This window comes from Fibrella aestuarina BUZ 2, assembly GCF_000331105.1.
In the GTDB taxonomy this organism is placed as follows: Bacteria; Bacteroidota; Bacteroidia; order Cytophagales; family Spirosomataceae; genus Fibrella; species Fibrella aestuarina.
In genome coordinates, this window is sequence record NC_020054.1 from 3,642,204 (window position 1) to 3,661,330 (window position 19,127).

A 19,127-nucleotide genomic window follows, 5' to 3' on the forward strand; every position below is an offset into this window, starting at 1 on the left:
TGAGCGCCGGGCTAGCCCGGCGCCCGTTTTTGTAAGGGCAATTACTTAAAAAAGATTAAACCTAAACTACCCGGCGCACTCTAACGTTCTGGATGCACAATCAGCATTCGGTTCATCTTGAGAAAAACTATGCGCCTTTTTGGGGTATTGGGTATGGGGCTACTGCTGGCCTTTGGTGCCACAGCCCAAACGGTAGAGTACTCGACGCCGAAGCCCCGCGTCGATGACGTAAATGACCTCGACGTGGTCATCAGCCGGGTTGATTTGACGGCACAATACACCATCATTTACATGCGGTTCCGTGATGGTTCCGATGAGAAACCGTCACGCTCGCCCCTGAAGATTCCGGGCATTCCGTATCCCATTCCTGACCGTGTTGGTTCGGGTGATGGGGGGCACACCATTACGTTTGTGCCCACAGCGCGGCTGTATGCTAACGGTGGTGCCCGGACGTTTAAATTTATTCGCGCCGAAAATATCCCGACCGATAAGCGGCGCGACGTGCGCCCGGGTGAGACGGTTGACTTTGTGGCCTATTTCGAACGGCTCGATCCGGGCATTGAAACGTTTGACCTCTTTGAGTGCTCAGATCGAAACCGACCCGGTGAAATCTGCTTTAACTTCTGGGGGGTGCACATCACCAACCCGTCCAAACGTACCCAGCCGCCGCGACCACGTACCCAGCCCCCGGCACAAACACCCGCGCCAACAAGACCGCGCCCTGCACCCCCAGCTCCCGAACCGGCTCAGACCCCGCTGCCGCCCAACCCGACGCTGGCGGTTAAAGGCACGGTGCGCGACGCCAAGACGGGTAAACCCGTAGCGGCCATGCTGACGTACCGGATGCTGTCAGGTGCTGAATCGAACGGGGATGAACCCGCCGACTCGACGCGCGCCAAAGCCGCCGACGGTACGTATCGTTTTCCCGGCGATCCGCTGACGGTTTGGGAGGTAAGCGCCACCGCCAAAGGCTACTTCGGGAAGCGCGACACCGTCGCCATCGCCCGCACCGAGAAAACGGCCAACTTCGATCTGGTGCCCATCGCCGTTGGCACGAAGGTGACGCTGAAAAACATCTATTTCGCCCAGTCGAAATACGAGCTACAGGCCGAATCGTTTCCCGAACTCGACAAGCTGGTGGAGGTGATGAAACTGAACCCGGCCATGCAGATCAAGCTGGAAGGACATACCGATATCATCGGTGATTTCGATGCTAACCTCGAACTGTCGCGCAACCGGGTTTTTGCCGTGAAGCGCTACCTGATGAGCAAAGGCATTGCCGAAGCCCGCGTGGAAGCCGTCGGCTACGGCCACTCGCGCCCCATCAACAGCACCCGTGGCACCCCCCACCCGGAGAACCGGCGCGTGGAGATGGTGATAACAAAAGCGTAGGTTCAAGGTTCAATGTCCAACGTTCAATGTGTTAATGCGTAGCCTGCTTGGACGGCAAAGCGCCATTGGACGTTGGACATTGAACCTTGAACACACAAATGTTTCCCCTCGACACGGTACTGGATCTGATTGAACCGGCGATTGCGCCGTACCCCAAAGCGGCGATGTTCGAGCTGGCCGAACGGGGCTACAACAGCCTGTTTGAGCAACTGATTTCCTGCATTATCTCGATTCGGACGCTCGACGAGACGACCATTCCCGTGTCGCTGCGTTTATTTGAGATCGCCCGGACACCCGCCGACATCGCCGCCCTCTCGCCCGACGAACTGACGCCCCTGCTCTATGGCAGCAGCTACCCCGACCAGAAAGCCAACACCATGATCGGGATTGCCCAGCGGGTGATGACGGAGTTTTCAGGTACGTTGCCGCCCGACTTCGACGTGCTGACCTCGTTCAAAGGCGTGGGGCCGAAGTGCGCTAATCTGGCGTTGGGCGTGGCGGCGGGGCAGGCGGCCATCAGCGTGGATATTCACGTGCACCGGGTCACCAATCGGTGGGGGTTCGTTCAGACCAAAACACCCGAGCAAACACTGGCGGTGTTGGAAAAGCAGGTACCCGTAGCGCAATGGATCAACATCAACCGGCTGCTGATGCCCTTCGGTAAACACATTTGCACCGGTACGCTGCCGCACTGCTCCACCTGCCCCGTGCTGGCCCATTGCGCGCAGGTCGGCGTAACCAAACACCGGTAATTCGGGCAACACAAGACCCAAAACGCCAAACCTCAAACGACTTCATGAGCAAGCAGCCGCTGGTCTGGATTGAGTCAGCCAATAAAACGGTGCCGCTGTCGAAACAGCAAAAACGGCTCAACCAACTGACGAGCCGGATTACGGAGCAGGAGGAGCAACTGGCTGAACTGCGGGCGGCGACCGAGCAGGTGAGGCAACGGATTCAGGGCGAACTGGTGCCTTTGCAGCGAAAGCAGCAACAGGCGCGCGCCGATCTGGTGCGGCTGCTCGATCAACTACACGAACGATACGCGTGGAGCAACGCCGAAAGCCGCAAACTGCGCCACCTGATCACCAGCCTCGCCTACGACCTGATTCAGCAGGGCTATGGGGAGCTAAAGCCGATCTATGACCGCTACGACGAAGCCGGTTTCGAAGCGGTGTTGGCTGAAACCGACGCCGTCAGCATGGCGCAGATCCGTCACATTGCCGAAGCCCGATATGGGTTGCTGATCGACCCGGCGCAGTCGTTTGCGACGCCCGACGAGCTGCTGGCGCATGTGCAGGGCCTGCTTCGCGAACGGGCGCTGGCCGAACAGCAGCGGCAGCAGGAAGCCGCCGACCGCCGGGCGCAGGAGCCCAAAACGGAAAAGCAACAGGCTCGCGAGGCCCGGGCGATTAAGGTGACGAAAGCCGTACGGGCGCTTTACCTCGATCTGGTGAAGGCTTTCCACCCCGACCGGGAGTTGGAACCCGCCGAAAAAGAACGCAAAACGGCGATTATGCAACGCGTGACGGAGGCCTACGAGAAAAGCGACCTGATGGGCCTATTCCGGTTGCAACTGGAATTTGACCGCATTGACCAGAAACAACTCGCCGCGCTGGCCGATAGTCAGTTGCAGCATTACAACAAAATCCTGACGCAGCAGGTCGAGGAACTGGACGGACAACTGGCCACCCTGACCAACGAGCTCAAGGCGATGCTTGGTAGCTCGGCACCGGGGCCGATCGCGGTGCGCAGTCTGGACTATGTGATCAGCGGCGAAATCAAGGCGGCAAAGGCGGATACCAAGTCACTCAGAGCGCTTGTGAAGGCGCTGGCCGATCCCGCCCAACTGAAAGTCTGGCTGTCGGCCTACCCGAATCCGTAGGCCGGTCATTTTGAGTTGGCGGCAGGATTCCGTTAGTTCACGGTTCAATGCACAGGCCATTCTTCATGACCAAACTGTTTTCCAACCTTACGTTCTGGGTGCTGACGGCCATCACCCTCGGCATTTTACTGGGCCACTTCCGGCCCGATCTGGCCCTGCTACCCGTACTCGACAAACCGCTCAAAGCTCGCTTTCTCGGGCAGGAACTGAGTGTTGGCGTTACCATCAGCGAGTTTCTGAGCGGTATTTTCATCAGTACGGTCAAGCTGTTCATCAACCCCATCATCTTCCTGACCATCACGCTCGGCATCGTCAGCATGGGTGATCTGAAAAAAGTGGGCACGGTGGGGGCGAAGGCGTTGCTTTACTTTGAAGTCGTCACGACGATGGCACTGCTGATTGGCGTGCTGGTGGCCAATATTATCCGGCCGGGTGAGGGCGTTGTGACATCGGCCTTGAAAGGGGGCGATATTTCCAAATACACTAAAACCGCGACGGCGTTTAGCTGGTGGCAATTTTTTCTCGACAACGTGACGTTGCAGGTGCTGCTGGGGGCAATCCTGGCGGGTATTCTGCTGAGTCAGTATGCCGGGCGTGACCGGATCGTCGCGGGGCTGAATCAGGCGTCTAAAATTATCTTCAAGGGGCTGCACCTGGTGATGCGGCTGGCGCCCATCGGGGCGTTTGGCGGGATGGCCTACACCATCGGCAAATACGGGCTGGGTACGTTGCTGCCCTTGGCGAAACTCATGGCAACGGTATACACCACGATGGCGGTCTTCATCTTTGTGGTACTGGGTGGCATTCTGTACACGTGCCGGGTGCCGCTGCTGGGCTACCTGCGCTACATCCGCGAAGAGCTGCTGATCGTGCTGGGTACGTCGTCGTCGGAGGCGGGCTTGCCCTCGCTCATGGAAAAGCTCGAACGGATGGGCTGCGCCAAATCGGTGGTGGGGCTGGTGGTGCCCGCGGGCTACTCGTTCAACCTCGATGGCACCACAATCTACCTGTCGATGGCCACGATCTTTTTGGCGCAGGTCTTCAATGTCCACCTCGACTGGAGCCAGCTACTCACCATTGTGGGGATTCTGATGGTCACCTCCAAAGGCGCGGCGGGCGTAACGGGCAGCGGCTTCGTGGTGCTGGCGAGCACGCTCACGGCCATCAACGTGATTCCGGTGGAAGGGCTGGCCCTGCTGCTGGGCGTCGACCGGTTTATGTCGGAAGCGCGCAGTATCACCAACTTTATCGGCAACGGCGTCGCCACGATCTGGCTAGCCAACAACGAAAAAGCCTTTGACCGCACGGCCATGCAGCGGGCGTTCGGCGAAAAGGAAAATGCGCTAACCACCGGGACAGAGCCAACGTAGCGTTAACTTTGAGGCGCTACTATTTTTTAAACGCAAAGACGCAACGCAAATCGCGAAGAACGCAAAGCGTCTGATAGCCTGTTGAACGCTTCTCTAATCATGGTTAGCTAATCGTTGCTTTGCGCCCTTCGCGATTCGCGTTGCGTCTTTGCGTTTAATTTACGTATGAACACTCCATCTAATAAACTGCGCGAGGACGCGCTCAACTACCACGCTAAGGGGCGTCCTGGTAAAATAGAAGTAAACCCCACCAAAGAGACGGAGAATCAGCGGGATCTGTCGCTGGCTTATTCGCCGGGGGTGGCCGAGCCCTGCCTCGCCATCGCCGACGTACCCGAACGAGCCTACGACTACACGGCCAAAGGCAACCTGGTGGCCGTCATCTCCAACGGCACCGCCGTGCTGGGGTTGGGCAACATCGGGGCGGTGGCCTCGAAGCCCGTTATGGAGGGAAAAAGCCTGCTGTTCAAGATTTACGCCGACATTGATGCCTTTGATATTGAACTCGATACGACCGACGTCGAGGAGTTTATCCGGACGGTGAAGATCCTCGAACCGACGTTCGGCGGGGTCAATCTGGAAGACATCAAAGCGCCCGAATGCTTCGAGATTGAACGGCGGCTGCGGCAGGAGCTGAACATCCCCGTCATGCACGACGATCAGCACGGCACGGCCATTACGTCGGGAGCCGCGCTGCTCAACGCGCTCGAACTGGCGGGTAAAGAAATCGATCAGATCAAGCTGGTGGTGAACGGCGCCGGGGCGGCCGCCATTGCCTGCCTCGACCTGTACGTCGACCTGGGCGTGTCGCCCGACAACATTACGGTGTTCGACAAAGACGGCCTGCTCAGTAAAGACCGCACCAATCTGGTTGGTAATCAGTATAAATACACCACCGACCGCCACCCGGCCGGTTACGTCCTGGCCGACGCGATGGTAGGGGCCGACGTCTTCCTGGGCCTCAGCGTAGGGGGCGTGGTTACCCAAGATATGATTCGGAGCATGGCTCCTGATCCGGTGGTGTTTGCCATGGCTAACCCGAACCCCGAAATCACTTACGAAGACGCCACCGCCGCTCGCCCCGACATCATCATGGCGACGGGCCGGTCTGACTTCCCGAATCAGGTGAACAACGTGCTTGGTTTCCCCTACATCTTCCGGGGCGCGCTCGACGTGCGGGCCACCGAGATCAACGAGGCCATGAAACTGGCTGCCGTGCGGGCGCTGGCCGAACTGGCCAAAAAGCCCGTTACCGACGTGGTAAGCCGCAGCTACGGCACCGACGGGCTGGTGTTTGGACGTACCTACATTCTGCCCAAACCCACCGACCCGCGCCTGCTGATGACCGTAGCTCCGGCCGTAGCCAAAGCCGCCATGGACTCGGGCGTGGCCCGGCGCGCCATCACCGACTGGGCCGACTATGACCTGCAACTGTCGCGGCGGCAGGGTCAGGATAACACCTTCATCCGCCGACTGACCCGGCAGGCCCAACAGTCGCCTAAGCGGATCGTTTTCACCGACGGCGAAAACCTGACGGTGCTGCGGGCCGTGGCGCAGGTGATCGAGCAGCGCATGGCCGTGCCCATTCTGATTGGCAACGAGGCGGTGGTGCAACGGATGCTCGACGACCATAACATGGACCTCGGCGACGTGCAGATCATCGACCACCGCTCGCCCGAACAGGAGTCGTTGCGCGAAGCCTACGCGCAGGTGCTGTACGAAAAACGCAAACGAAAAGGCCTCACGCTCACCGAAGCCCGCAACCTGATGCGCGACCGTAACTATTTCGGGTCGGTATTGCTGGAGCAGGGTGTGGCCGACGTGCTGATTTCGGGCCTCACGCGCAACTACCCGGAAACCTTACGCCCAGCGCTGCAAGTGATTGGCCGACAGCCGGGCATCCAGAAAGTGTCGGGCATGTATGTGCTGCTGTCGCGGTTCGGGCCGCTGTTCCTGTCGGATACCACGGTGAACATGAACCCGACGACCGCCGAGATTGTCGAGATTGCCGAAACGACCGCCAACGCGGTACGTCGGCTGGGCATCGACCCCCGCATTGCGCTGCTGTCGTATTCGACCTTTGGCAGCGCCACCGGCGACGATGCCGTGAAGATGCAGGAAGCCACGGCGATTCTCCAAAAGAAGCACCCCGACTGGGTGGTCGACGGCGAAATGCAGGCTCACCTGCCCTTCAATCAGGAGCTCATGCAGGCGTCGTATGGTTTCTCGTCGTTGGCCGATCAACCCGCCAACGTGCTGATCTTCCCGAACCTGTCGGCGTCGAACATTGCGTATAACCTGCTGAAAGAGATTGGCCGGATCGAGAAAATCGGGCCGGTACTGATGGGGCTCCGCAAGCCTGTTCACGTGCTGCAACTCGGTAGCTCGGTGCGCGAGGTCGTGAATATGGTCGCCATCGCCGTAGCCGATTAAAGTGCTTTTTCCAGATCGATAAGGTTTTTGAAACCTTATCGATCTGGAAATCTTGCCGGGTTTACAGCGCGGTGACTTTGATGCGGCTGTAATACAGCGTCTGGTCGCCTTCGAAGCCCGAATCGGTGCCCACGAAAATCCACAGTTCGCCTTTGTCGTTGGTGCGGGCTTTCAGTGGCTGCCCTTCGTTTGATCGTTGGATGAGCGTGTATTCCTCCGTCTCCTTGCCGTTGGCCAGATTACCCAACAACACCGACTGCGTGCCGGCCTCCGACTGACTGCCTTTGTCGACGCTCAGCGTGTAAAAGTCGCCCTGGAGCTTCTTCTCGGGCTTAGTGGCCGAGGCGCCCGCTTTCAGGAACACACTGGTGGCCGGTGAGCCGCCGATGCCGATGCTGCCCGCCGGGTGCGGCGAGGCCAACTCCACGTCGAAATCAAGCGTGTACTCGGTGTTGGGTGCCAGGCCCGTAAGTTGCTTGCGGACGAACATAAAGAGGTCGTCGCTGCGGTTGCGGCCACTCACGCGCAGCGCTTTCTTCGTGGTGTCGAGCGGGGCGGGCAGGGGCGCATACGAAAACGAAAATTCGATCAGGTCCTGCTGGGCCGTGCCGTAATCGGTGGCTTCGCCTTCCCAGCCCGCATTGCTGCTGGCCAGATTGGCGTCGAGCAGTACGCCTTTGTTGATGATGGGGGTTGGTGTCGAGAGGAAATTCGAACTACAACTGGCAAGCGGCAGAGCCAGCACCAAAAGCGCCAGGCGTTTCACGGTACGTTTCATACGTTGATCAGATTTGGTAAAGCAGGGGATGTATTAACCCTCTTTTAACGACACATTTTGGCGTCGGAGGGTTGGAACGGCTGCCGAAATTGCGGCTGTCATGTACTTTTACAGGTCTACCAGAAAGCCCCCATGACACCCACAGACAAACTCATTTACAAATTTCACCGCATCTTCGGCCTCGTTGGCGGCCTCTTCATCCTGATGCTGAGCCTGACGGGTTGCATCCTCCTCTTCGATAACGCCATCGATGGCCTGCTGAACCCCGACACGGTGGCCGTGCAGCCGGGTCCGCAACGCCAGCCCTACGACAAGGCCATCGCCACCCTGAAACAACACTACCCCGACGCCCAACTGCGCAACCTGGTGCTGTACAGCAGCCAGCCGAACCGCGCCCTGCGGGCCGACGTGCAGAAAGGCAAGCAGCGCCTGTGGGCTTACGTCAACCCCTACACGGGTACGTTCTTGGGTGAGCGCGACGCCGAACGGGCGTTTGTGCGCCAGGTACGTCAGCTGCACGAACACCTGCTAATGCCGCCCGTTGGCGACTGGATTCTGTTTGTGGTGGGGCTGTGCCTCGTCGGGTCGGTGCTGACGGGTACGTGGTATTACCGGAAATCGCTGTTGAGCGTGTTCAAGATTGGGGTTCGCTGGAACAAGCCCAAACGGCTGGTCTACGGCGATTTGCACAAATACCTCGGCGTGGTAGCGCTGCTGTTTCTGCTGATTATTGGCGCTACCGGTACGTTCTTCCACTGGGAACACATCGAACGGTCGCTGGGCGGTGGCCCCCGGCGGCCCGGTCCGGGCGAGGCTCGGCCCCCCGTGGCGATGGTCGCAAGTGTCGATGCGCTGCTGGCGAAGAGTGCCAGCAACGTACCTGGCTTTGTGGCTGATGTAGTGAACTTCCCCGATGAACCCGGCAAGCCGCTTGTGGTGCGGGGCAACGGCGCCGACGCCAATCCGTTTCTGGGCAAGTTCACCTCGTCGGTTGAATTCGATGCGCAATCGGGCGACGTAACCAAGGTGTTTCGGGCGGGCGAGGCCGATGTCGAATACAAAGTCGAGCACGTTTTCGAGGAACTGCACTTCGGCCGATTCGGTGGCGTGGCGACCAAAGTCCTGTATTTCGTACTGGCCCTGTGCATGACTGTCGTGACGGCCACGGGCCTGCTGGTCTGGTGGGTGAAGCGCTGATAGAAAAAACGGCAAGTCTTTCGCTTTTTAAGCCTATTCTTAGTGAGAATAGGCTTATTTTATGCCTTTAAGTGCATAAGCTATTTTGTCCCTACTTTATGAATAAACATACTTTTTTGTGTGGTATGGCTCTGGCCGGTGGCCTGCTGACGACACTGGCCGATGGGTCGGTGCTGGCGCAGGTACGTGCTACCACCGCCGCGCCAGCCACCGCCGGAGCCGCCACGAAGCGGATTCTGGTTTTCTCGCGAACGAAGGGCTTCCGGCACACGTCGATTCCGGCCGGGCAGCGGGCGTTGATGGCGATGGGTCAGCAGAACGGGTTTGCCGTTGACACGACCGAAGACGCCGCCAAGTTTACCGAAGCCAACCTGAAACGCTACAATGCGGTGGTCTGGCTGTCGACGACGGGCGACGTGCTCGACGACGTGCAACAGGCCGCTTTTGAACGCTACATTCAGGCTGGTGGTGGGTACGTGGGTATCCACGCGGCCACCGACACCGAATACGGCTGGGCCTGGTACAACAAGCTGGCGGGCGCGCAGTTTGCGTCGCACCCTGGTAACCCCAACGTGCAGGAGGGCGAAGCCTACGCTGTGAATAAAAACCACGCGTCGATGTTTGGCTTCCCCGATCGCTGGAAGATCAAGGATGAGTTCTACGACTTCAAGAACTTTAACAAGGCGGTGAACGTGCTTGTCAAGATCGACGAGAAAACGTACAAAGATGGCAAAATGGGCGACGACCACCCGATGTCGTGGCAGCATGACTTCGACGGAGGGAAAGCCTTTTACACCAACTTCGGCCACCCCGACGAGACGTTTACCAACCCGGTGTTTATGAAGCACCTGCTGGGCGGTTTGCAATCGGTAATGGCCGAACGCCTCGACTACGCCAAAGCTAAAACGCAGCCGTTCCCTGAAGAGAACCGCTTCGAGCGTAAAGTGCTGGTCGACAAGCTCGATGAGCCCACGGAACTGGTGGTGCTGAAGAACGGGAAGGTGCTGTTTGGCGAGCGCAAAGGCCTGCTGAAAGTGTATAACCCCACCACCGGCAAAACCAAGATCGCGGCCCGCATGCCCGTGTATACCAAGCACGAATACGGCCTGATGGGTGTCAATGCCGACCCGAATTTTGCGGCCAACAAACGGTTGTACCTCTATTACTCGCCTGATGCGGCGGTGTTTGGTACCGATACCGCTCAGCACCTGTCGGAGTTTACCTACGACGATGCCCGCGATACGCTGCTGATGAATACCGAAAAAATCCTGCTGCGCGTGCCCGTGAAGCGGACCGACTGCTGCCATACGGGCGGGTCGATCGCCTGGGACCGGCAGGGTAACCTCTACCTCTCGACCGGCGATGATACCAACCCGTTTGCCTCGCAGGGCTTCGCGCCCATCGACGATCGGCCGGGGCGGGGTGGCTGGGATGCCCGCATGACCAGCAGCAACACCAACGACCTGCGCGGTAAGATTCTACGCATCAAACCCAACGGTGGCGGTGGCTATAGCATTCCGAGTGGTAACCTCTTTCCGGAAGGCACTGCCAAAACCCGTCCCGAGATTTATGTGATGGGCAACCGCAACCCGTACCGTATCTCAGTGGATCAGCGCACGGGTTTCTTATATTGGGGCGAAGTGGGCCCCGACGCGGGTGAGAACCGGGAGAACCGCGGGCCGCGCGGGCACGACGAAATGAACCAGGCCCGCAAAGCCGGTTATTATGGCTGGCCGCTGTTTGTGGCCGACAACCGGCCTTACCGCGCCTTTGCCTTTGCCGACAGCACCGTGGGCGCACCCTTCGACGCGATGAAGCCCATCAACAATTCGCCCCACAACACCGGGCTGACCGAGTTGCCACCGGCGCAGAAAGCCTACATCTACTACCCCTACGCCGACTCGCCTGAATTTGGTGCGATTGTGGGCAAAGGTGGCCGTAACGCCATGGGTGGCCCCGTTTATTACTACGACGACTATCCGGAAACAAAAGTGAAGTTCCCGCGCCATTACGACGGTAAGTTCTTCGCCTACGACTGGATGCGCGACTGGATTAACCCCGTGACGATGACGCCCGAGGGCGACTTCGTGCAGATGGAGCGCTTCCTGCCCAACACGAAGTTTTCGCACACCATCGACATGCAGTTTGCGGATGATGGCAGCCTTTACACCCTCGAGTATGGCCAGAACTGGTTTGCCCAGAACGATGATGCACGCCTGTCGCATATCACCTACAACGCCGGAAACCGTCGGCCCGTAGCCGTGGTCGCTGCCAGCAAACAGGTTGGTGCTGCACCGCTGAAAGTGACCTTCGATACCAAGGGTACGATGGATTACGATGGCGATGCGGTGAAATACGCCTGGAATTTTGGTCCGGGCATTCCGGCCAGTACGGCGGCTAACCCGAGTGTTACGTTCGCCAAGCCGGGCATTTACACCCCCACGCTGACCGTAACGGATGCCGCCGGTAACCGCACCACGCAGACCGTGACCATCAAAGTAGGGAACGAGATGCCAACGGTCAATGTGGCGGTGAAGGGCAACAAAACCTTCTATTTCCCGCAGAAACCCATTGCCTATCAGGCGAGCGTAATGGATAAGGAAGACGGTGCCCTCGACAAAGGCATCAGCGCTGAGGATGTCACGATGACCATCAACTACATCGAAGGCTTCGACAAGACGGTACTGGCACAGGGTCATCAGGCCAATCTGGGCTTTTCGACGGGTAAACGCCTGATCGAACTGAACGACTGCAAAGGCTGCCACGCTATCGACAAAAAGTCGATTGGGCCTGCCTATATCGACGTAGCTCGCAAGTACAAAGGCCGCACCACACGGTTCGGGGCGCTGGCGCAGAAGATCATCACCGGCGGCGGCGGCGTCTGGGGCGAGCAGGCCATGAGCGCCCACCCGCAGGTGAAACGCGAAGAAGCTGAGGACATGGTGAAATACATTATGTCGCTGGCCGACGAGAAGATGGCTAATAAACAGCCGCTGGCCGGTACGTATGCTCCTGAAGCACAGAAGAAAGAGGGATCGTACGTATTAACGGCGACCTATACCGACCGTGGCCACGGCCCGATTGGCCCGCTGACAAGCACGTCGACGCTGGCCCTGCGCAGCCCCAATGTGAAAGCGGTTAGCTTCGACGATAAGAAGGGCATCATGACGTTCAAGCTCCCGACGGGGTCAGAAGCGGCGGTTGGCCTGGCCAACGGCAGCTACCTCGCCTACAACGACATCGATCTGACTGGTATTTCGGGTATCAAAGCAACGGTGTTTGCCTCGGCAGCCCGGTCGGCTGGTGGTAAGTTGGAAGTACGGGTCGACTCGCCCACCGGCCCCTTGCTGGGTGATGCCGATGTGAAAGCAGGCGATACGGGTCCGGTGAACATCCCGTTCAGGAAGCCTGAAGCAGGCATGCACAAGCTGTATCTGGTCTTCGTCAACCCCAACGCTGGCTCAAAAGCGTTAATGGCCGTGGACGCCATGACGTTTGAGACATCGGGGATGTAGAAAAGTAGTTTAACGTTAAAGGTCCAAGGTCCAACGTGGCTGACGCTTGTATAAACTCGCGTCAGCCACGTTGGACCTTGGACCTTTAACGTTAAACTACTTTTCTCCCTAGCCACGCCATCAGGCCCATCGCCAGTGCGCAAATTGCCAGACCACCCGATTCGCGGGCCAATTCGATGTTCATTGTTTTCATGCCGACTTCGTTCAGCAGAAAGCCCTCGAAGGCCGGTGGCCATTGGCTGATGGCAGCACCCAAGTAAACGACGGTCATCAGCCAGTAAAACCACGACGGCACGGGCCGACCGCCAAAACCGACAACAGCAAGCAGACAGGCTAGGGCGGCGAACCCATAGATGGGCACCCATACCTGCGGGTCGGGGTCGTTGTATTGAACCGCCGCGAATACGACGAAGAGGAGCGCGAAACCAAGGGCGAGGTATTTCATGGCAGGAGCAAGGGGCAGGCAAGGAGGTCGATCGGCACGCGTGTCGATCGACCTCCTTGCCTGCCTTTTTAGTTGGCACAATACGACGCTACGGCGTTGGCGGCATCGGGATAGCCGAGTTTCTGCGCCTGTTTGAGGCTAAGGCAGGCGGCGTCGCGCTGTTCGGCCAGTAGCTGAGCCAGACCTAGTCCGTAGAAGGCTTTGCCGAAACTCGGATTGGCGGCCACACAAGCCTGAAAATCGGCGATGGCACCGGGCAGGTCCTTCTGGTTGAAACGCAGATTCCCCCGGTTATACAGCGCCAACGCGTTGCGCGGATTCAGCTTGATAGCCTGATCGAAATCGGTGAGGGCGGGCTGGGTCTGGCCTTGTAGCGCAAACAACTGTCCCCGGTTCAGGTACGTGTCGGACGTCGAGTTTTTGGCCGTGTCGGGTGCCAGCCGAATGGCCTCCGAATAATCCTTAAGAGCCCCCGGGATGTCGCCCTGACTCGTTTTCAGCAGCGCCCGGTTGTAATAGGGCCGGTAGAAGTCGGGCTTTAGTTTCAGTGCCTGCTCGTAGTCGAGTTGGGCATTGGCGTATTCTTTCAACTCGAAATAAGCCGCGCCACGGGTAACGAAGGCGTCGGCATTGTCGGGATCCGACTCAATGGCGGCATTTAGCGCCTGCACGGCCTCGCGCGATTTTCCTTCCCGCAGCAGCTGACGCCCCTGCTGAAGTTGCTCGTCGGAGGCGTTACAGGCAAAAAGAATCAATAGGGTACTTTGTATGAGAAGTGACGAAAAAAACGAGCGCATGGCGTACTGAGAGTAGAGTAAAAAGCTGAATGATAAGGTGTCACGGGGCAAGAGGTGGCCCATGACGGGCGCAAGACACATTGTGCCTGCTTTCCTAGGCCGTCGAAATCGCTCAAAATTACCGCTAAGGGCTTTACAAATCCGTAATGTTTCTTACTTTTGCAGCGGCAAATCGGTGCTACCAGCTCCTGCTGAATCCCCCAGGTCTTGACGGAAGCAAGGGTAGGTGGTCGTAGCGGTGAGACATTCGATTTGCCTTTTTTTTTGCCCAAAAGTCAACAGTCAAGGTCCAATGTTCACGATTGCTATGCCTGAGGTATACTATCCTGAGCCTTGGACTTTGGCCGTTAAACCCAGTACCCAATTCCTAGATGAACCTTCCCGAATCGCTCTCCGCCCAGTTTGTGCAACGTTTTGGAGAACAGCCCACGTTGCTCAAATCACCCGGTCGGGTAAACCTGATTGGCGAACATACCGACTATAATGGTGGCTTCGTGCTGCCCGCAGCCATCGACAAAGGCATCTATATGGCCGTTGGCCCGCGCTCTGACCGGCAACTCCATTTTACGGCGGCTGATCTGAATAGCACCTACACCGGCTCCCTCGATCAGGTGAAACCCGCCTCGAAAGGCTGGGCCAATTACCTCCTCGGGGTTATCGAGCAGGTGCAACGGGATCAACAACTGCCGGGCGGCCTGAACGTCGTTTTTGGTGGTACGATCCCCATTGGGTCGGGGCTGTCGTCGTCGGCGGCGCTGGAAAACGGCGTGATTTTCGCCTTAAACCACCTCTACAAGCTGGGTATGGAGCGCGTGCCGATGGCCCTGCTGTCGCAACGGGCCGAGAATCAGTTTGTGGGCGTGCAGTGTGGCATCATGGATCAGTTTGCGTCGATGATGGGCCGAGCCGGTAACGTGATCAAACTGGACTGCCGTTCGCTTGAGTACGCCTACGCGCCACTGAACATGACGGGCTTCCGCATCGTGCTGTGCGACTCACGGGTGAAACACTCGCTCGCCTCGTCGGAATACAACACGCGCCGGGAAGAATGCGAAGCTGGCGTCGCGATCATCCGGACCAACGAGGCCGACTCGGGTAGCAGCGACCACATTCGCAGCCTGCGCGACGTAACGATGCCCATGCTCGACACGTACCTGCGCGATCAGAACCCGCTGCTTTACCGCCGCTGCGCTTACGTGGTGCAGGAAAACCAACGTCTGCTCGATGGCGTGGCCGATCTGGAAGCGGGTGACATTGCCGCTTTTGGGCAGCGTATGTACGGATCGCACGAAGGACTAAGCCACTGGTACGAAGTAAGTTGTCCCGAGCTGGATGTGCTCGAAGACATTGCGCGCAATCACCCCGGCGTGCTGGGCGCACGTATGATGGGCGGCGGCTTTGGTGGCTGCACCATCAACCTGGTTCGCGAGGAGGCGCTGGCTGACTTTGAAGACACCATCCGGCAGCAATACCTGGCCCGCACCGGCAAAGAGACCCTGATCTACAGCACCGTCATCGAAGACGGCACGCATCTGATAGAGGTATAAGTTTCCTTCAGCGTTCAAGGTTTTCAGTTGGCTGACGCGCCAGCAATCACGCGTCAGCCAACTGAAAACTCAAAACTCTAAACGGAAAACTCTATTTTTACCCCCAACACAATTCCACTTTAGCACATGAAATTCTTCATTGATACGGCCAACCTCAACGACATTCGGGAGGCACAGGACATGGGTATCCTCGACGGCGTCACCACCAATCCGTCCCTGATGGCCAAAGAAGGCATCACGGGTAAAGACAACGTACTGCGCCACTACAAGCAGATTTGCGAAATCGTGGAAGGCGACGTAAGTGCGGAGGTGATCGGGACGACCTTCGACGAGATGATCCGCGAAGGTGAAGAACTGGCCGAACTCGATGATAACATCGTGGTGAAGATTCCGATGATCAAGGATGGCGTGAAAGCGCTGAAATACTTCTCGGAAAAGGGCATCCGTACCAACTGCACGCTGGTGTTCTCGGCGGGGCAGGCGCTGCTGGCCGCCAAAGCCGGGGCTTCGTATGTGTCGCCGTTCGTGGGTCGCCTCGACGACGTGTCGACCGACGGGATTGAGTTGATCGAGCAGATTGTGACCATCTACCGCAACTACGGGTTCACCACCGAAGTGCTGGCGGCGTCCATTCGCCACCCGATGCACGTAATTCAGTGTGCCGAAATCGGGGCCGACGTGATGACTGGTCCGCTGAGCGTGATGACGGCGTTGCTCAACCACCCCCTCACCGATATCGGCCTGGCCAAATTCCTCGCCGACCACAAGAAAGCAGGTACGTTGTAGCCTATCTAATGTATAATGAAGGATGTATAGTTTATAATGTATTTTGCTCAGATATATACGTTTGGCAAACACTCATTATACATCATGCATCCTTCGTTATACATTAGCTTACTCGTCGTTCATTATACATTAACCCTATGTTCACCACCGAACCCGTACTCGAACTGGAGCAGGCCGACATTTATCAAGGCACCAAGCTGGTACTCGGCGATGTGTCGTTTCAGATTCATAAAGGCGAATTTGTGTACCTGATCGGCCGGACGGGCAGTGGCAAATCGTCGCTGCTCAAGACGATGTATGCCGATCTGTGGCTACAGCACGGCCGGGGGCGCGTGGCTGGCTTCCCGCTCGACCAGCTGAAGCCGCGCGACGTGCCCTTTCTGCGCCGGAAAATCGGGATCGTTTTTCAGGATTTTCAACTCTTCTTCGACCGCAACGTCGAGGAAAACCTGAAGTTTGTGCTGAAGGCTACCGGTTGGACCGACAAGGCCAAAATGACGGCCCGTATCTCGGAAGTGCTGATGCAGGTGGGGCTGGGAACGGCGCACAAACGGCTGCCCCATCAGCTCTCGGGTGGGGAGCAGCAGCGGGTAGTCATTGCCCGCGCCATGCTCAACGAACCCATGATGCTGATTGCCGATGAACCGACGGGAAACCTCGATCCTGGCGTTTCTGACCAGATTATGGGCGTATTTAAGCAGATCAACAATGCCGGTACGGCCATCCTGATGGCCACCCACAACTACGACCTGCTGAACAAATTTCCGGGCCGTACCCTCCGTTGTCAGGACGGGCAGGTGATTGAACTGAAGGGCTGACCCACCTGCCTGCCCGGTGCAGGGTAAGTCTATTAAACAGAACCGGCGAATGGGAGTTGGTTGAGATTATGAACCCTCAACGCACCATTCAGTTTGTACTTATTTTACTTGTTGTCTCGCTGGCGGTTTCCTGCAAAAAAGTAAAGCCCAAACCGCCCGCAGCCGAGGGGTTCGACGACGAGATTCCGCCCGCCATTTCGTTTTTGGCTGGCCCGATTTCGTTTAACATCCGGGCGCTCGAAGACCAAATCAACAAGGCGCTAAAACCCGAACTGGTACGGCCCGAGATGATGAAGGACCAGAAAGGGGCGGCCATGTTTAACCTGCGGGTTTACCGAACGGGTCGGGTCAAAATTAAATACGCCAACAACAAGGTCTCGTTTTCGGCACCCCTTCAGGTCTGGATCGACAACCCCCTGCGGCTCAATAAGAGGAAGCACAGCAAAAATGCCCTGTGTGCCCTCGCTGTTGACTTTCAGAGCCCGTTGCAGGTATCGCCCAACTGGCGTCTGTCGACCAAAGCCAAGTTCACCAATTATACCTGGATCGAAAAGCCAAAGCTGCGGATTCTGGGGGTCAATATTTCGGTGACCCGGTTGGTGGAAAACCTGCTCGAAAAGCGTCGCCCTGAAATCGAAGAAGTAATCGACAAGGCCGTACACAATGAACTGCGACTCGATCGTCAGGTACGTCCTATCTGGAAGAGCCTGCAAAAGCCCCTGCTGCTGGTTAAAAGTCCCGATTCCATCTGGCTCGTGCCAACGCCGTTCAGCGTGGCTGTGGGCGAAGTGACGGGCAACGCTACCACGCTCACCGTACCGATCCGGGTGGCTTTTTCAACCAGAACGGAGATCGGCAAACGGCCCGACGTGGATACCAACGGCCAGTTGCCGCACCTGCGGAAAGCCCGGTCGATTCGCCAGACCTCCGACCTGCGCGTGATGAGCTTTATCACCTACGACGATATGAACCGGGTGTTGGCCAAAACGCTACAGGGGCACAACCTCGGGTTGGCGGGTGGCATGGTGAAGATCAAGCGGGCGCGGGTGTATGGCGGTCAAAAGGCCCTGATTATCCGAACCGACGTGGGCGGCGCCGTCAATGGCACGCTTTACTTTCGGGGACAACCGGCCTACGATACGCTGACGCACACACTTCGCATCAAGAACATTGATTTCGACGTGGAGACGGAAGAGCGCCTTCTCGCTACTGCCGACTGGCTCCTCCACGACCGCCTGAAAGATACCCTCAGTAAAGTGCTGCACATCCCCCTACGTGAGCAAATTCTTAAACTGCCCACGCTCATTGACCGGGCTTTTGAAAACAGCCGGACGGGCGTCAAAAACGACCTCGACATCCTGTCGTTCCGCTTTGTTCCGCAGCGCATTGCCATCCGGCCCACCGGCATTCAGTCGCTGCTGAAAGTAGAAACCAACGTGCGGCTGGAAGTGAAGAAACTGTAAACTGTATACTGTTCATTACATACTGTCAACGGGTTTCCATCGCCATAGGTAGCGGCAGGCGAGGGTCCGGTAGGGGCGCCAGGGTTCGGCGATGGCGTGCAGCTGTTTGTAGAGCGCGCGGCCCGTTTTGCCCGAATCGGCGGTTGGTTCGTAAGCGCGAATCATCTTCTGCCGGATCACCAGATCATCGATCGGAAACACGTCGGGCCGGTCAAGCACGAACATCAGCAGCATCTCCACCGTCCAGCGGCCAACGCCTTTGATGGGCGTGAGGTACTGCACGATGGCTTCATCGGTGAGCTGCTCCACGTAGCTAGTCGTCAGGTCATTGGCCAGCGCAAAACGACCAACACTTTGCAGATAATCGATTTTTTGAAACGACAGGCCGGCCGAGCGTAGTTCGTCAATGGATTTAGCCACGAGTTGGGCGGGCGTGGGATAGCCTTCGGCCTCGGCCGTTTCGGAAAATAATAGCCGGAACCGCCGGAAAATAGCCTCGGCGGCTTTGGTCGAAATCTGCTGCGACACGATGCTATTGAGGAGCGCCACGTAAAGCCGGTCCTGCTCGGGAATATCGAGGTGATTATGTGCCGGTTTGAGGGCGGGTGTTTCGGCAATGATACGGGCCAGAATGGGGTCCTGACTCAAGTGGGCAAGGGCGTCGGCGTGCATACGACAAACCTACAAAACGCCCGCCAGCCCTG

The 19,127-nt window shown here is 57.8% G+C and carries 15 protein-coding genes; 11 read left to right on the forward strand and 4 right to left on the reverse strand.

The window, feature by feature from the left end:
- Positions 1-129: 129 nt before the first annotated feature.
- The 5 genes from FAES_RS14765 to FAES_RS14785 all read left to right on the forward strand — a co-directional run bounded on the left by FAES_RS14765 (position 130) and on the right by FAES_RS14785 (position 7,077).
- Positions 130-1,392 (forward strand): OmpA family protein, encoded by a 1,263-nt coding sequence (locus FAES_RS14765; RefSeq protein ID WP_041257907.1) that lies wholly within the window; start codon positions 130-132, stop codon positions 1,390-1,392.
- Positions 1,393-1,490: 98 nt separating this feature from the next.
- Positions 1,491-2,144: an endonuclease III domain-containing protein gene (locus tag FAES_RS14770; protein WP_015332036.1), complete on the forward strand. Its 654-nt coding sequence runs from the start codon at positions 1,491-1,493 to the stop codon at positions 2,142-2,144.
- Between the two features lie 44 nt (positions 2,145-2,188).
- On the forward strand, positions 2,189-3,274 hold the full coding sequence (locus tag FAES_RS14775; protein WP_015332037.1) for a coiled-coil domain-containing protein: 1,086 nt from the start codon (positions 2,189-2,191) through the stop codon (positions 3,272-3,274).
- Positions 3,275-3,339: 65 nt separating this feature from the next.
- On the forward strand, positions 3,340-4,644 hold the full coding sequence (locus FAES_RS14780) for a cation:dicarboxylate symporter family transporter (protein WP_041257908.1): 1,305 nt from the start codon (positions 3,340-3,342) through the stop codon (positions 4,642-4,644).
- 165 nt (positions 4,645-4,809) lie between these two features.
- On the forward strand, positions 4,810-7,077 hold the full coding sequence (locus FAES_RS14785) for an NADP-dependent malic enzyme (RefSeq protein ID WP_015332039.1): 2,268 nt from the start codon (positions 4,810-4,812) through the stop codon (positions 7,075-7,077).
- Between the two features lie 61 nt (positions 7,078-7,138).
- Here the strand turns inward: FAES_RS14785 and FAES_RS14790 are convergent, their stop codons facing one another.
- On the reverse strand, positions 7,139-7,855 hold the full coding sequence (locus FAES_RS14790) for a hypothetical protein (protein WP_015332040.1): 717 nt from the start codon (positions 7,853-7,855) through the stop codon (positions 7,139-7,141).
- A 132-nt stretch (positions 7,856-7,987) separates the two neighbouring features.
- Between FAES_RS14790 and FAES_RS14795 the strand changes: the two genes are divergently transcribed.
- Positions 7,988-9,052, forward strand: a complete 1,065-nt coding sequence (locus FAES_RS14795) for a PepSY-associated TM helix domain-containing protein (protein ID WP_148289372.1) — start codon at positions 7,988-7,990, stop codon at positions 9,050-9,052.
- 98 nt (positions 9,053-9,150) lie between these two features.
- Positions 9,151-12,567 (forward strand): ThuA domain-containing protein, encoded by a 3,417-nt coding sequence (locus FAES_RS14800; protein ID WP_015332042.1) that lies wholly within the window; start codon positions 9,151-9,153, stop codon positions 12,565-12,567.
- Between the two features lie 91 nt (positions 12,568-12,658).
- Here the strand turns inward: FAES_RS14800 and FAES_RS14805 are convergent, their stop codons facing one another.
- Positions 12,659-13,012: a transmembrane 220 family protein gene (locus tag FAES_RS14805; RefSeq protein ID WP_015332043.1), complete on the reverse strand. Its 354-nt coding sequence runs from the start codon at positions 13,010-13,012 to the stop codon at positions 12,659-12,661.
- 68 nt (positions 13,013-13,080) lie between these two features.
- Positions 13,081-13,809, reverse strand: a complete 729-nt coding sequence (locus FAES_RS14810; protein WP_041257909.1) for a tetratricopeptide repeat protein — start codon at positions 13,807-13,809, stop codon at positions 13,081-13,083.
- 371 nt (positions 13,810-14,180) lie between these two features.
- Here FAES_RS14810 and galK point away from each other — a divergent pair, with 371 nt between their 5' ends.
- The 4 genes from galK (at position 14,181) to FAES_RS14830 (ending at position 18,423) form a co-directional block, all read left to right on the forward strand.
- The gene (gene galK / locus FAES_RS14815) at positions 14,181-15,356 is read left to right on the forward strand and encodes a galactokinase (protein ID WP_015332045.1); all 1,176 of its coding nucleotides are present in this window, start codon (positions 14,181-14,183) and stop codon (positions 15,354-15,356) included.
- A gap of 126 nt (positions 15,357-15,482) precedes the next feature.
- Positions 15,483-16,142, forward strand: a complete 660-nt coding sequence (fsa, locus tag FAES_RS14820; protein WP_015332046.1) for a fructose-6-phosphate aldolase — start codon at positions 15,483-15,485, stop codon at positions 16,140-16,142.
- 137 nt (positions 16,143-16,279) lie between these two features.
- Positions 16,280-16,960 (forward strand): cell division ATP-binding protein FtsE, encoded by a 681-nt coding sequence (locus FAES_RS14825; RefSeq protein WP_015332047.1) that lies wholly within the window; start codon positions 16,280-16,282, stop codon positions 16,958-16,960.
- Between the two features lie 68 nt (positions 16,961-17,028).
- Positions 17,029-18,423 (forward strand): DUF4403 family protein, encoded by a 1,395-nt coding sequence (locus FAES_RS14830; protein ID WP_015332048.1) that lies wholly within the window; start codon positions 17,029-17,031, stop codon positions 18,421-18,423.
- Positions 18,424-18,438: 15 nt separating this feature from the next.
- On the opposite strand, the gene FAES_RS14835 is transcribed toward FAES_RS14830, so the two are convergent.
- A complete protein-coding gene (locus FAES_RS14835; RefSeq protein WP_015332049.1) occupies positions 18,439-19,095 on the reverse strand; it encodes a DNA-3-methyladenine glycosylase family protein in 657 nt (218 codons plus the stop codon).
- Positions 19,096-19,127 lie beyond the last annotated feature (32 nt).

Excerpts from the sequence above, each read along its gene's own strand:
- FAES_RS14765 (WP_041257907.1), top strand. The coding sequence starts at position 130 with ATGCGCCTTTTTGGGGTATTGGGTATGGGGCTACTGCTGGCCTTTGGT.
- FAES_RS14770 (WP_015332036.1), top strand. The coding sequence starts at position 1,491 with ATGTTTCCCCTCGACACGGTACTGGATCTGATTGAACCGGCGATTGCG.
- FAES_RS14775 (WP_015332037.1), top strand. The coding sequence starts at position 2,189 with ATGAGCAAGCAGCCGCTGGTCTGGATTGAGTCAGCCAATAAAACGGTG.
- FAES_RS14780 (WP_041257908.1), top strand. The coding sequence starts at position 3,340 with ATGACCAAACTGTTTTCCAACCTTACGTTCTGGGTGCTGACGGCCATC.
- FAES_RS14785 (WP_015332039.1), top strand. The coding sequence starts at position 4,810 with ATGAACACTCCATCTAATAAACTGCGCGAGGACGCGCTCAACTACCAC.
- FAES_RS14790 (WP_015332040.1), bottom strand. The coding sequence starts at position 7,855 with ATGAAACGTACCGTGAAACGCCTGGCGCTTTTGGTGCTGGCTCTGCCG.
- FAES_RS14795 (WP_148289372.1), top strand. The coding sequence starts at position 7,988 with ATGACACCCACAGACAAACTCATTTACAAATTTCACCGCATCTTCGGC.
- FAES_RS14800 (WP_015332042.1), top strand. The coding sequence starts at position 9,151 with ATGAATAAACATACTTTTTTGTGTGGTATGGCTCTGGCCGGTGGCCTG.
- FAES_RS14805 (WP_015332043.1), bottom strand. The coding sequence starts at position 13,012 with ATGAAATACCTCGCCCTTGGTTTCGCGCTCCTCTTCGTCGTATTCGCG.
- FAES_RS14810 (WP_041257909.1), bottom strand. The coding sequence starts at position 13,809 with ATGCGCTCGTTTTTTTCGTCACTTCTCATACAAAGTACCCTATTGATT.
- galK (WP_015332045.1), top strand. The coding sequence starts at position 14,181 with ATGAACCTTCCCGAATCGCTCTCCGCCCAGTTTGTGCAACGTTTTGGA.
- fsa (WP_015332046.1), top strand. The coding sequence starts at position 15,483 with ATGAAATTCTTCATTGATACGGCCAACCTCAACGACATTCGGGAGGCA.
- FAES_RS14825 (WP_015332047.1), top strand. The coding sequence starts at position 16,280 with ATGTTCACCACCGAACCCGTACTCGAACTGGAGCAGGCCGACATTTAT.
- FAES_RS14830 (WP_015332048.1), top strand. The coding sequence starts at position 17,029 with ATGAACCCTCAACGCACCATTCAGTTTGTACTTATTTTACTTGTTGTC.
- FAES_RS14835 (WP_015332049.1), bottom strand. The coding sequence starts at position 19,095 with ATGCACGCCGACGCCCTTGCCCACTTGAGTCAGGACCCCATTCTGGCC.